Below are 13,375 nucleotides of genomic sequence, written 5' to 3' on the forward strand. Positions count from 1 at the left end.
TTTCTTCAATACGGACCCGCGCGGCTTCGTTAGTCTCGATGCGACTTTGACATTCGCATGGAGGCAACGGATGAGCATGCTGGTTTCGATGGCCGCGTTCGCGCTGGCGTCGTCGATCACACCCGGTCCCGTCAATATCGTCGCGCTCAGCGCCGGCGCGCGCCACGGTCTCGGCGCAAGCCTGCGCTATGCGGCCGGCGCGACGCTGGGCTTCGTCGCGCTGTTCCTGCTGATCGGCCTCGGGCTGCACGCGGCGCTCGCGCGCTGGCCGATGCTGACCACCGCCACCCAGTGGGCGGGGATCGCGTTCCTGCTTTACCTTGCGCTGCGGCTCGCGCTCGACGACGGCCGGTTATCGGCCGACCCGGCCGACCCGGACGCGCCGAACATCGCCGGCCCGTCGGCCGCGGCCGGTGCGGCGATGCAGTGGCTCAATCCGAAGGCGTGGCTCGCGTGCGTGGCCGCGATGGGCGCGTATGCAGCCGATGGTGACCGCGCGCAGGTCTGGCAGTTCGCGGCGCTGTATCTGGTGATCTGCTTTGCGTCGATCGCGTGCTGGGCGTATGCGGGCGCCTCGCTGCGGCATCGGCTCGCGAATGCGCGGCGGATGCGGCTGTTCAACCGCGCGATGGCACTGCTGCTCGCGGGTAGCGCGCTTTATCTGCTCGATTTCTAGCGCGGGCGCTTCAACGTGTTTTTTCGGCGGATGGGGTGCGAATGACCGATGTTGCAGGCCGTCGCCGGCACAGAACCGCCCTTCCCGCGCTCAGCTCGCGGCGCTTCGATATTGTCCGGGCGTGGCGGCCGCGATGCGCCGGAACGCGCGCTGGAAGTGCGCCTGGTCCGCGAAGCCCGCATCGAGCGCGACGTCGGCGATCGGCCGGCCGCGGCGCAGCTCCGCGCGGCCGTACTGTACGCGGCGATCGATCAGGAACGCATGCGGCGTCATGCCGTAACGCGCGTTGAACGCGCGGATCAGGTAGGACGGCGACAGGTCGGCGGCCGCGCAGATCGCATCGAGCGTGACGGCCTGACGGCAATGCGCGGCGATGTAGTCGGCCGCCCGCGCGAGCTTCGCATTGTCGGCGCCACGCCGTGCGTCGTCGGGCAGCTCGCGATCGAGCGCGCCGTGCAACCCGGTGAAGAATTCGACCGCAGCGCTTTCCTTGCCGAGCGGATCGACGCCGGGCGCCACGAGCGTGCGGTAAAAGCGGCCGAACTGCGCGAACAGGTCGCGCCGTTCCGTCCATTTCGGCGAAAAACCGTGAAAATCGCTGTTCGGATCGCGCCCGAGCGAATGCTGCAGACGCGCGAGCCACGGCACGTCCACGTAGACCATCCGGTACGCCCATGCGTCGGGGCCGTACGGATTGCACGCGTGCACTTGCTCCGGATCGATGATCACGAGCACGCCGCGCCCGACGTGTTCCTTCGTCGCTCCGTTCAGATAGGTGCTCGTGCCGCCGACGATCGCGCCGAGCGAAAACGTGTCGTGCGTGTGCTTCGCGTAGCAGATCGTGCGCCCGTCGTCGACGGTGCGCGCCTCGATGAACGGCAGCGCGGTGTCGCGCCAGAACGGCGACGGCACGGCGACAGTGTTGGCGGAACGGCTCACGCGACAGGCTCCCGGATCGGACGGCGAACGCACACCGTACAAGACTGCGCGGCGCGATGCAACCGCGAGCCGACACATCGCGGCCGGATCGCCTAAGCTTTGAATTCCGACCGCCGCGGCGGACGCGGCGGGTTCCGTTCCCTCTTTCAACCGGTACGCTCATGCACATCGATCTGACAGGCAAGACCGCGGTCGTCACCGCTTCCACCGCCGGCATCGGGCTGGCGATCGCAGAAGGGCTCGCGCACGCGGGCGCACGTGTCGTCGTCAACGGACGCAGCGACGGGTCGGTCGAGGCCGCGCTCGCGCTGCTGCGCACCGCGGTGCCCGACGCGGACATCGACGGCGTCGCCGCCGACCTGTCCGACGCCACCGGCGTCGCGCGCATCACGCAGCACACGCCGCAGGCCGACATCCTCGTCAACAACGCTGGCATCTACGGGCTGAAGGGTTTCTTCGACATCGACGATGACGAATGGGCCCACTACTTCCAGATGAACGTGATGTCCGGCGTGCGTCTCGCACGGCACTATCTGAAAGGCATGCTCGAGCGCAACGCGGGCCGCATCGTGTTCATTTCGTCGGAATCGGGCCTGAACATCCCGGTCGACATGATTCACTACGGGTTCACGAAGACCGCCCAGCTGGCGATCGCGCGCGGCCTCGCGAAGGTCGCGGCCGGTACCAGCGTGACCGTCAATTCGGTGCTGCCGGGGCCGACGATGTCGGAAGGTGTGCGTGCGATGCTGAAAGCGACGGCCGACGAAACGGGCCGCAGCATCGACGAAGTCGCGGTGGATTTCGTGCGCAGCCAGCGCGCGAGTTCGATCATTCAGCGGCCGGCGACGACGGAGGAAGTTGCGAATCTCGTCGTGTACGTATGCTCGCCGCAGGCCTCGGCGACGACGGGCGCGGCGTTGCGCGTCGATGGTGGCGTGGTCGATACGATTGCTTGATGGCCCCAGCGGGCACGCCAAGCCTCCGCCGCGCTATCGGGAAACGGTCTTGCCCGACTGAAGCGTGCCCTTGCGGTCGGCGTCCATGCAGGTATCGAAGCCGTATTGCGTGACGGCACCGGCCTTGTCGAACACGACGAAGTAAGGCCGGTGATCGTTGCCGTGCTCGATGAAGTAGTTGTAGCAGACGCCGCTGCCGTTGCGGACCATCCACACGCTGCGCGGGTTGCCGCCCGCGCGGACGACGTCGGCGCGCGTCGCGCCGTGCCGCGACGCAGCCCTCGCCAGCGGCGTGCGCGAATACGAGAACGGCAGCCACGAGTCGAACCACGCGCAGCCGTGCAGCATCAGGCAACTGGCGGCCAGCGACAACGTCGCTGCGGGACGGTACATCGGAATCAATCGCATGCTGGGAGAAATCTGCTGCGCCATGCCGGCGTGATCGAAAGCCCCATGCTACTCGACCTTTGGGTCCGGATCGAAAAGAAATGTCGAGGCCTGTGTCCGACGCCCCGCCCAATGCCGTCCGGCCCGCGCCCGATCGTTGCGAACCGTTGCGGCACCGCCCCGCCTCGCACGCCCGTCGATGCCGGTACGCCGCTGGTCCGAATCGGTGCAACGACCGGCATCGTCATGCGACCCATTCGGCCCACAGCATCGTCAGCACCGTCATCAGCGCCGGGCCGACGAACAGCCCGATCAGCCCGAACGTCTCGGCGCCGCCGAGGATGCCGAACAGCACGAGCAGGAACGGCAAGCGGGTCGAGCTGCCGATCAGCACCGGCCGCACGAAATGCTCGGCGACGAACACGACCACGAAGCCGACCACCAGCACCACGACGGCCCAGACGGTCGCACCCTGCACGAACAGCCAGAGCGCCGCGCCGCAGAACACGATCGGCGCGCAGAACGGCAGCATCGCGGCGACGGCCGTGACCAGACCGAGCAGCGCCGCATGCGGCACGCCCGCCAGCGCATAGGCGACGCCGAGAATCGCGCCCTCGCCCAGCCCGACGACGACGAGCCCCGTCACCGTCCCGTATACGGCCGCGACCATCCGTTCGATAAGCTCGCCGCCGCCGGGGCCGAACGCGCGCCGCGCGCCGTGCAGCAATGCGCCCGACAACTTGTGGCCGGCCCTCAGGATCACAAACAGCGTGACCAGCATGAAGCCGAACTCGAACAGCGCATGCGCGACCTTGGTGCCGAACTGCCGCCCGAACGCGATGAATTTCTCGCCGCTCGCGCCGTGCATCGCGGCGCCCGCATGCAGCGGATGACCGAGATTGGCCTGCCACCACTCGGTGACCTGCGCGGCCCCGTACGGCAGCCGGGCGATCACATCGGGCAGCGGAATGCCGTTGTCCTGGACCGACTGCAGCCACATGCGCAGGTCGTGCTCCTGCGAGATCGCCTGCCCGAGCGCGAGCGCGACCGGCAGGATCACCAGCAGCGACACGCCCACGGTGATCACGGTCGCGATCAGGGTCGGCCGGTTGCGAAACCCGCGTTCGGATTCGAAGCGTTTCAGCAACGGCCACAACGCGATCGCGATCACGCACGCCCACGCGATGGCGGGAAGGAAGTCGCGGATCACCCACAGCGCGAGCAGCAGCAGCGCCGCATACAGCACGGCGCGGGCGATCTGCTGAGCGCGCGGCCGCGCGGCGGAATCCTGGGACGGCGACACATGTACGCGCATGGCACCTCTGTCGAAATGAAAAAAATGGCGGTTCGCGCAGGCCGAAAGCCTGTACGAACCGCCATTCTATCCATCGGCACCGCAACGGCATGCGGCCGCGATGTCATGCATCGTCAAATGCGTGCCGCCAGCGCGGCGGTGCCGCACGCCGCAACGCGTTCTCAGGCCACCTTGTCGGCGACGCGGTAGCGTTCGAGCCAGTGCGCGTACGGCGCGGGCAGCGTCCACGACGGACGCTCGACGCCGAGCTGCTTGGCCGCGTAGTACGGCCAGTGCGGATCGGCAAGATGCGCGCGGCCGACCATCACGAGGTCGAGCTGCTGCTCGGCGACGACGCGATTGGCGAGTTGCGGCGTGTCGATCCCCCATGCGGACGACACCGGCAGGCCGGCTTCGCGGCGCACGCGTTCGGCGATCGGTGCGAGGAACGCCGGGCCCCACGGAATCTGCGCGTCTGGCGTCGAGAAGCCGACCGACACGCTCAGCATGTCGAGCCCTTCCTGCTTCATCCGCTGCGTGAGCGCGATCGATTCGGCGAGCGTCTCTTCGTCGCGGCCGTCGTACTCGATCACGCCGAGACGCGCGGTCAGCGGCAGGTGCTCCGGCCAGACCTGGCGGACGGCCTTCAGCGTGTCGACGATGAAGCGGCCGCGGTTTTCGGCGGAACCGCCGTACTCGTCGTCGCGCTGGTTCGCGTGCACCGAGAAGAAGCTCTGGCCGAGATAGCCGTGCGCGAAGTGCAGCTCGAGCCATTCGAAGCCGAGGTCGCGGGCGCGCTTCGCCGACGCGACGAAGTCGGCCTGCACGCGCGCGATGTCGTCATGCGTCATCGCCCGCGGCACCTTCGGCAGGTGCGCGCCGAACGGCACGGCCGACGGTGCGATGGTCTGCCAGCCGCGCGGATCGCCTTCGGCGATGTGGTCGTCGCCTTCCCACGGACGGTTCGCGCTCGCCTTGCGGCCCGCATGCGCGATCTGGATGCCCGGCACCGCACCGGCCGCCTTGATCGCCGCGACCGACGGCGCGAACGCCTCGGCCTGCGCGTCGGTCCACAGCCCGGCGCAGCCCGGCGTGATGCGGCCTTCCGGCGACACGGCCGTCGCCTCGGCGATCACGAGGCCCGCGCCGCCGCGCGCGATGCTGGCCAGATGCACGTGATGCCAGTCGTTGACGACGCCGTCTTCGGCGACGTACTGGCACATCGGCGGCACCGCGATGCGGTTGCGCAGCGTGACATCCTTGAGTTTGAACGGTTCGAACAGGGCAGACATCGACACTCCTTTGCTTGGTTCTACGAAACGACTGGATGACCCGCCGTGCGGTATGCACAGCGGAGCGATGGGTCCGTCGCGGGGCGCGGCGCGCGGCGCGTCCGACGACGGAAGCGGCGTGGCGCCGGTCATGCCGGCGCCGGCCGGCTTACTGGCGGCCGAGCTTCGCGAGCAGCGCCTCGGCAGCGGGTTCCGACGACGCGGGGTTCTGCCCGGTGATCAGCAGCCCGTCGGTGACGACATGCGGCGCCCAGTCGGCGCTGCGTTCGAACTGCGCGCCGTTGGTCGTCAGCATGTCCTCGACGAGGAACGGCACCACTTCCGTCAGCTCGACGGCCGCTTCCTCGCTGTTGGTGAAGCCCGTCACGCGCTTGCCGCGCACGACCGACTCGGCGGTTTTCGGATCCTTCACGTGGCGCAGCACGCCCGGCGCATGGCACACGGCCGCGACCGGCTTGCCGGCCGCCAGCGCGCGCTCGATCAGGCCGATCGAATGCAGATCCTCGGCGAGATCCCATAGCGGACCATGCCCGCCCGGATAGAACACCGCGTCGTAATCGTTGATCGACACGTCGGCCAGCTTGCGGGTTGCGGCAAGTTCGGCCTTGGCCGCCGGATCCGCGTCGAAGCGGCGCGTCGCGTCGGTTTGCGCGGTCGGATCGCTGCTCTTCGGGTCGAGCGGCGGCTGGCCGCCCTTCGGCGACGCGAGCGTCAGCTCGACGCCCGCATCCTTGAACCCGTAGTACGGTGCGGCCAGTTCCTCGAGCCAGAAGCCCGTTTTCTTGCCGGTGTCGCCGAGCGTGTCGTGCGAGGTCAGGACAACCAGAATCTTCATGATCGGACACTCCTTCGAAATGGGGGAACGGCGCCGCGTCACGGCCGCGGCCAGCGTGACGCACGCCGCGGGCCGGCGGCGACGGCGCGCCTGCCGGTTAGTCAGCTGGCGCGCGTCAACGTGCCGGCCGCTCACCGAAAATGTTGCGCGGGCTATTAGACCAGTCGTCTAGACGAGCCCCGAAAAAAACGACGGCATCTCCTGCATCACCAGCATCGCCGCGCGATATGGCGTTTTCGCGTCCGGCTGAGTGCGGCAGGTATGGCGTCGCATTCATTGAGACCGGATCATAGCCTCGGATTAGACCGGTCGTCTAGTAACATCGTGTTCGGCCCTGTCGTTGACATGGCTTTTCGACGTTTCCTCTCACTACTAGCCGGTCGCTGTCGACAACGACCGGCTGACGGAATCACACGTCAACCGACATGACCTGCTGCGACGCAACGAGCTTCGGCGGCGTCGGGCACTTGCAAATACACAGATCGTCGCTCAGCGCGACGCGCCTTCCATCTGGCCCTGTCATCGGAAGTCGCGGGCCGTCGCATTGAATCTTGCCAATCGACTTGCAAGCCGGACAAATCACGTCATCGTCTTCGTGGGCGATATGTTTATTGTCCAATACGAACGGTGTCCCCTTTGCTCGGACCGTTCCGGCCACGGTCGTGTGATCACCGTCGAGGATCAGGTATCGAGTCATGGTTTACGTGGCGTATTCAAAATCAAGCCTGGCCGAGGTAAGCGACGAGTTCCCATGCGACAGGTGCCATGCGCTGCCGCGTACCCATCACGCTGTCGAGAACGGCCAGCCGTCGTGGTTCGTGCACGATAACGGACGGCAACGCGTCACCCTTTAGAAACCTGCGTGTCGCATCGCCGACCTGACCGGCATCCAGTTTCGCGCACCATACCCCATCTTCCGGGCATTGCTGGCCGGTGTGCGCGACGGTTCCCAACGGCAGACGTGCAGCAACGGTCTGCGTCTGATCCTGTTGCGAAGTCTTTTCGGTTTTCCCTTCGAGCGGCAAACCGGTTTTCGGATCGAGATTTTGGGCTTTCGCCATCTCATTGATCATCTCGTCCGAAGGCTTCTGCGGCGGGACAGCAGCTTCCTGTTCCTTCTGCCATTGGAAGGTGCCATCCCATGGCGGAAGCTGTGCCGGCGGAAGCGGCACGATCTTGTCGATGTCCGGAACCTTGGGATTGCGTCCGTCGTTACCGTCGATGAACTTACCGATCAAGGCGTAGCGGCGTGTTCGCTCCACATCATTTGGAAGCGACAGATATGAAAGCCGATCGGACTGAGGCGGAGCCTTGAACCCGTTTTCGAGCGCCAAAGCGGCTTGGGTGTTGCCTGCCGCTACACCCTTCTGAAAAGCATCGACCGCTTCGCTATACAACGCGCTATTCTTCAAATTAATTCCCAACGCGTTGGCTGCCTCGCCATACCCTTGGTCGGCCGCGCACCGACGCATCTGGCGCGCAATATCCGGGGCCTTGTCATGTGGGGCCAACAACTCGGCAACATATGTCTGCGCTTCCGGGCTCCCCAGATCGGCAGCCTTCCGAAAATAGCGCAGCGCCATCTCGGCATCTTGCCCCAGTCCATAGCCCGTTTCGAGATAGTGGCCGATGTCGTAATAGCCCGCGGGGATGCCTTGTTGAATCAGTCGCACGGCAAGCGCCACCGTCTCCTTCGGCGCATCGGGCGAGTCCGCCAAACCATCGGAAATCAACGACTGAAGATTCTGGTTGGCCTTGTAGTGCCCGTGCGCTGCCGCGATCCGGTAATAGCGCGCAACCTCGTTGAAATCCTTCGGACCGTCCTGCTTTTCCAAAAACCGTGCGTAACGAAACAGACTGTCTGCCTGTGGATCAAGCGACGGCAAATGATCGGCCTGATGCGTGCAGGTAAAAGCGAGGTTCGCACGCACGGCGCTCATGTCGGGCAACGATGTCACTGGCGCTTCCTTTTTCGTACAAGCGCAGGCCAGGAGGGCAAGCGCAATGATGGTGGCGTATCGGTTCATGAATCAGTCGGAACGGGTAATTTTGTTCGAGGTTCGCATAAAACCGACTAGAGATGCAGCGGGGGACTGGTCGCCAGCCTTCTGAAAATCGGCGTTGTTATTGATGAGAAGCTCCCAATTCTTGAACGCTGCTTGGGGATCATCCTGCGCTCCCCTCCCACCCGTGTGCAAATTCCATAATTGCTGCCGCAATCGCTTCGTCACATCGCCGTGTTCATGGCAGATGTTGAGTTCGCTGTCCGCTTCCATGCTCCGCGTATTGATGTTCGCCGAACCGATGGTTGTGAACGTGTCGTCAATCGTCATCAGCTTGGCATGTACGTAAACGGGCTCCCATTTTCCGGGCGGCGAATCCGGCGCAACCAGCGTACAGACATGCACCTTGAGCCCCGGATAGTCGCGGTTCATCACCGGATGCGCCGGCCCCTTCATTTGCGACTCGATCCCGGCACGCTGCGCCTTGAGTTGATCGACCTTTTGCTTCGCCTGCGCAACCGCCTGCGTGGTCGCGGGCGTGTTCGCCATGCCTTGCATCTGAAGCGCGCCCAGATATTCCTGCCCGGCGTCCTGCTGTTTGCTTACCACGTCGGCAAATTGTTTTCTCAGGTCGGATTGGCGGTCGCTCTCCTGCAAGATCGCTCCCACGCCCGGCATCGATTTCGCCTGTCCCAACGCATCAAGCATGCGATACGTTGTCAGCGTTCCCGTACCCACCGCCGCGTCGGTGGAGTTCGTGATGACGAACAGATACACCATACCGTGCTTGCCGGAATCTCGCCCCCACTTCTGTTGCTGCACCGCGACCGCCTTGATCCTCTCTGCGAGCGGCACCCACCGGAAATACTGATTTTCGATAAAGACATGCTGCGTCGCGTTATTGACGGCCTGAAGATACAGCTTCTCGATGTCGCGCTTGCCCTTCTGCGACTGCGTGCGCAGTATCTGCGACATGACACGGGTGTCGCCACCTGGATCGATTCGCACCTTCAGTCGCGTGTGCAGACCCTTGCGTTTCTCGGCAAGGCCTTGTCCTGTTGCATCGTCCCACGCCTGACAGAAATTTTCGTTCAGGTAGCGTAGCACCGGTCCTGTCACCCACGCAGAGATATCCTGCCATGGCGAAAGCCCGTTGCGGCCCGTCGTCGGCGTCTTGCGCACGTAGCTGTGATCGTTCGTGTCCCAGTACTGGTCGAGCATGTTGTGCCCCATGACGAAGCCACGCGCATTCTCCGGGTCTTCGTAATCGACAAGTACCATTTTCTGGTGATGCGTCGGTTCGGCCAATCCCATCGACGCACTGTTCTGCGCGCGCGTCAAAACATCGCGGTCCCGGTCCTTTCCATGCCAGAACGTATGCCACGCGATTTCGGCGCGATTGACCGCACTGAAACCGCGTGTCGCAAAGTCAATGTTTTTGAATGCTTCCTTTTGGTACAACGCGCCCTTGGCCGCAATATATACATCGCGCGGCCCTGCCGGTAAGCTGAGCGTAACGTTGTGCAGGTTCGCGCGCCGGTACCATTCCTCATCGATCTTGCGCTGCTGATCGGTCTGGTAGTCACGCGACATCATCGAGAACGTCTCATAGGCGGAATCCGGCAACCGTTGTTTGACATCCGTCGCGATGTCGTTGCCGGGCATGTTGTTTTCGCTGAGTTCCGATACGAACGCCGGATCGCGCCAGACCAACAACCGCACCTTGACGCCAGCTTCCCCCTTCTGACGCAGCAGTTCGCCAATGCCGACTCCTTGGCCGTCACGCTTGAACATCATCGAGGGCTGAAAGCCCCAGCAGATGATATCGATGGAGTGCCGCGCCTTCGAAATCTGCTCGTACACGTGACCAAATGCTTCCTCGCCGTTCACAAGCGGACGAAAGGTCGCGGCAGCCGGGTTGTATTCGGTCTTTTCCACGAACCAGCGGAACGTGACTGTTCCGTTGTTCGTGTGATTCAGCGCAATGGGCGTCGTTGCGACGAAGGCATCCGAAGCAGGTGAACTGTTTGCCATGAACTATGCTTCCGAAGAGGGATTGAGCAGATCGCCATAAATCTGCCGGTGCGCTGCGCGGTCTGCCGCGGCGGTGTCGCTGTCCGGCTGTCCCTCATGGAACTGGATGCCCCGGTTCGCGAGCGCCCCGTTTGTCGGGTCGCGGTATTCGCCGGGCACCGGAATGTCGTGCCGGTCACCGTTCGCCAGTTCAAGCGTGTATTTCTGCGTCGCCACGTGATGATCAATAGGTAGCTGCCCGGACTTATCGAACACACCTTGCTTAACCAGCGCGCCATCGGCATATAGCTTATAGGGCATTCCAACCGGGGCAACACCGGTTGAAGAAGGTGACGCAAATGTGTTCAGCGACAGTTTCTGAACCGGCGAATCCTTGAACGCCGGGTTCGTGATGTCGACTCGTGCAGGGCCGGCGAATGAATAGCTGGCTGCCTTGAAGTCGATCTTGCCCGGTGAGTGGATGTTAATGCTGCCGTCGTGGTTGATCTGGATGATCGCGCCACCGCATAAGATCCTGACTTCCTTGCCGGAAGCGACTTCGATGACATCCGTCACGGACCGGATGTGCAACGCCAGTTGGGCTGCCAGATCGATCACACCGGCATGCGCCTGGATATCGATGTCGCCCTTGGCGGCGATGGCCTTCATACCGCCGTTCTGCGCAAAGAGGCTGATCAGGTTGAGGGCCGCGACGATCAACGACTGTCCCGACGCAACGGTCGTGGTCTGACCGCTGACAAGATTGAGCAGTTGGTCTGCCGCGAGATGCACGGATTGCTGAGTTGACGCCGCAATTCCCGCCGGGCTGTCCAGCAGCATCACGGGTTCCTTGAAAGCGTTCGCGGTGCCTGTGCCGCCACCCGCCGTGCGACCACCCTTGGCCTCAGGTGTCTGCGGCAATTCCAGTGCGTCCGCGAAGTGCTTCAACGCATCGTGACCGGTCTTGAGGTCCGCCGCCTGATGCCCCTTGCTGGCTTCCGACAACGAATCGACCAAATTCCCCGCACGGGCCAGTTGCTGGCGTGCTTCTCGCACGTCCAGTTGTTCGGCGTCCGGGGACTTGTGCTGCGTGCTGATCGCCATCCCCTGATTCGCGCGCATGGCACCGAATGCGTCGGTATGAAGTTTGTAACCGATTCCGCGATAACCACCACGCGTATTGCCCGTCTGGTCAATCAGGTATCCCTGATGGAACAGGTGATAGGTGCCTCCGGTATAACTCGTCAGCCGCTGACCGCCCTGATGCGTGGAATCGTCGTGGATCAGCGCGTTGTACGCACCGGTATTGCCGAAACCGCGCGACTGCTGGCCCGACTTCAGTACATCCGAATGCCACGGCTGCTGAGTGGTCCCACCAGGCAATCTACCCATCACGAAGGGGCGATCACAGTCGCCTTGCCAGTAACCGATAGCGACCCATTCGCCCTTACGCGGCACATGAACCGCACCGTAGCCGTCACCGGTGTCGCCCTGCATGACGCGCATCCACGGCGACGTGTTGTACTCGTCCGGCTTACTCTGCCGGTCCCATGCGAATCGGCCACGGATCTCGTTGTTCTTGTTCGTCCACGCTTCCTCGCCGTTCGGTGCGCCGACCAACAGATGCTCGACTTGCATCACCGGCTTCTTGTGTTCGAGCGGACTACGGTAGACGACATCGGCACGCTGCGCTTCGGTCTTCATCAAGAAGAAGCCGACGGAACCGTCATCCGCATGAGGCCGAGACACGGACGCCTGTTCGTATTCCTCCTGAACGCGATCGAACTCCGGTTGCAGGCTGAATGGAAATGCCTCCGACTGACGGGCGAACGGCACGTTGTTCAGGATGAACCAGTGCATCTCGACCGCCAGAAACTCCCGGTCCTTCGAATCAGGTGCATCGTGACGCGGATGGTCGTTCAGCACAAAGCGCGAACCAGCATCGAGCCAACGCACCCCGCCGACGCCGATGAAACGACGGGCCATCGCCTCCCATGCCTGCGTCCGAATCCGCGCACGGCGGGCACCGCTGTCGGAGTCCGGATAGCCCAACGTCGTCGGTTCATACACCGTCGCAGGAACGCCTGGAACACTGAGGGTTTCCTTGTCGCGGTAATGCTGGACCGTGTATGTGGTCGCCTCCATCAAACTACCTGCCGCGAAGCTGGAACCCGGCCGATCCTGATCGAACGAAGTGGACTTGAATTCCGTGGGCTGCGCCGTCTGCTGCATCACCCACTGCGTCAAGCCATCGATTTCATCACCCGCATTGCTGCGGGAATACGTGACGTCGTGCGCTTCTGGCAACGCCGAAACGCTATCCACGATAACCAGCATGGTCTGCGGCGGTTCGTTATCCTTGACGGGCGCATGCTCCCAATAGAAGTACCACCCCTCGTCTTCCAGCAAGCGTTGAACGAAATTCAAATCCGATTCGCTCTGTCGCGTGTAAGAGCGCGTACTTGCCTGGTTGCTGAGATTGAACCGGTAGTGCCCGCGCAACTGGGGGTATTTGTCGAAGACGGTGCTGATGCTCTGGACGGCGTTCGAGTCCAGCCAGTAATAATCGTCACGACCTTCACCCAGGAAGAACAGGGCCGACGCGAACTCGATCTGGTAAAGCGAAAGCGCGCCGTCGGCTCCCAAGCGCCTGATCTGATGCACGAAGCCGTGGATCGGTCGGTATTCAACGTTGGAGAAGGAAGCCGCCGGTTGCTGAATCAGTAACGAAACCTGCTGATGCATCAGCGCGAGCAATTCGATGTCGTCACGCGTGGATACCGCATCAACAGTCCAGCGATAGTCGCGGCCAATCTTCGACCAGCCTTTCGCGCGAACGGGCGTGAGTACGTTATCGCCCAACGGGGTGCGCAGCGTCAGCAAACGGCCATGCTGCATGAGGCCACGGTTGATTGCGTCGAAGATGTCGCTGTATCTCAAACTCCCCGAATCTGTCGGTCTGAGTGCCATCTGTTTTTTC

Annotated in this window: 11 protein-coding genes; 2 read left to right on the forward strand and 9 right to left on the reverse strand. The window is 63.4% G+C overall.

Annotated features, from left to right (window positions below):
• Positions 1–70 precede the first annotated feature (70 nt).
• On the forward strand, positions 71–676 hold the full coding sequence (locus FFI87_RS23845) for a LysE family translocator (RefSeq protein ID WP_138848798.1): 606 nt from the start codon (positions 71–73) through the stop codon (positions 674–676).
• A 90-nt stretch (positions 677–766) separates the two neighbouring features.
• Here the strand turns inward: FFI87_RS23845 and FFI87_RS23850 are convergent, their stop codons facing one another.
• A complete protein-coding gene (locus FFI87_RS23850) occupies positions 767–1,615 on the reverse strand; it encodes an AraC family transcriptional regulator (RefSeq protein WP_138848797.1) in 849 nt (282 codons plus the stop codon).
• 161 nt (positions 1,616–1,776) lie between these two features.
• Here FFI87_RS23850 and FFI87_RS23855 point away from each other — a divergent pair, with 161 nt between their 5' ends.
• Positions 1,777–2,571: an SDR family NAD(P)-dependent oxidoreductase gene (locus FFI87_RS23855; RefSeq protein ID WP_138848796.1), complete on the forward strand. Its 795-nt coding sequence runs from the start codon at positions 1,777–1,779 to the stop codon at positions 2,569–2,571.
• Between the two features lie 33 nt (positions 2,572–2,604).
• Here FFI87_RS23855 and FFI87_RS23860 read toward each other — a convergent pair whose 3' ends face one another.
• From FFI87_RS23860 to FFI87_RS23895, 8 genes are all read right to left on the reverse strand, one after another.
• Entirely contained in the window at positions 2,605–2,979 is a 375-nt protein-coding gene (locus FFI87_RS23860) for a hypothetical protein (RefSeq protein ID WP_105832795.1), read from the reverse strand.
• Between the two features lie 223 nt (positions 2,980–3,202).
• Positions 3,203–4,273 (reverse strand): AI-2E family transporter, encoded by a 1,071-nt coding sequence (locus tag FFI87_RS23865; RefSeq protein WP_138848795.1) that lies wholly within the window; start codon positions 4,271–4,273, stop codon positions 3,203–3,205.
• Between the two features lie 161 nt (positions 4,274–4,434).
• Positions 4,435–5,544 carry an NADH:flavin oxidoreductase/NADH oxidase gene (locus FFI87_RS23870; RefSeq protein WP_006754894.1) on the reverse strand — a complete coding sequence of 370 codons (1,110 nt, stop codon included), beginning with the start codon at positions 5,542–5,544 and terminating at the stop codon, positions 4,435–4,437.
• Between the two features lie 148 nt (positions 5,545–5,692).
• Positions 5,693–6,379, reverse strand: a complete 687-nt coding sequence (locus FFI87_RS23875) for a type 1 glutamine amidotransferase domain-containing protein (protein WP_138848794.1) — start codon at positions 6,377–6,379, stop codon at positions 5,693–5,695.
• A gap of 409 nt (positions 6,380–6,788) precedes the next feature.
• Positions 6,789–7,076 (reverse strand): PAAR domain-containing protein, encoded by a 288-nt coding sequence (locus FFI87_RS23880; protein WP_012365977.1) that lies wholly within the window; start codon positions 7,074–7,076, stop codon positions 6,789–6,791.
• A gap of 22 nt (positions 7,077–7,098) precedes the next feature.
• The gene (locus FFI87_RS23885) at positions 7,099–8,406 is read right to left on the reverse strand and encodes a sel1 repeat family protein (protein ID WP_222430041.1); all 1,308 of its coding nucleotides are present in this window, start codon (positions 8,404–8,406) and stop codon (positions 7,099–7,101) included.
• A gap of 3 nt (positions 8,407–8,409) precedes the next feature.
• Complete coding sequence (locus tag FFI87_RS23890) at positions 8,410–10,416, reverse strand: phospholipase D-like domain-containing protein (RefSeq protein ID WP_138848793.1); 2,007 nt, start codon at positions 10,414–10,416, stop codon at positions 8,410–8,412.
• Between the two features lie 3 nt (positions 10,417–10,419).
• Positions 10,420–13,365: a type VI secretion system Vgr family protein gene (locus FFI87_RS23895; RefSeq protein WP_138848792.1), complete on the reverse strand. Its 2,946-nt coding sequence runs from the start codon at positions 13,363–13,365 to the stop codon at positions 10,420–10,422.
• Positions 13,366–13,375: the final 10 nt, after the last annotated feature.

The organism is Burkholderia sp. KBS0801, assembly GCF_005937855.2.
Taxonomy (GTDB): domain Bacteria; phylum Pseudomonadota; class Gammaproteobacteria; order Burkholderiales; family Burkholderiaceae; genus Burkholderia; species Burkholderia ambifaria.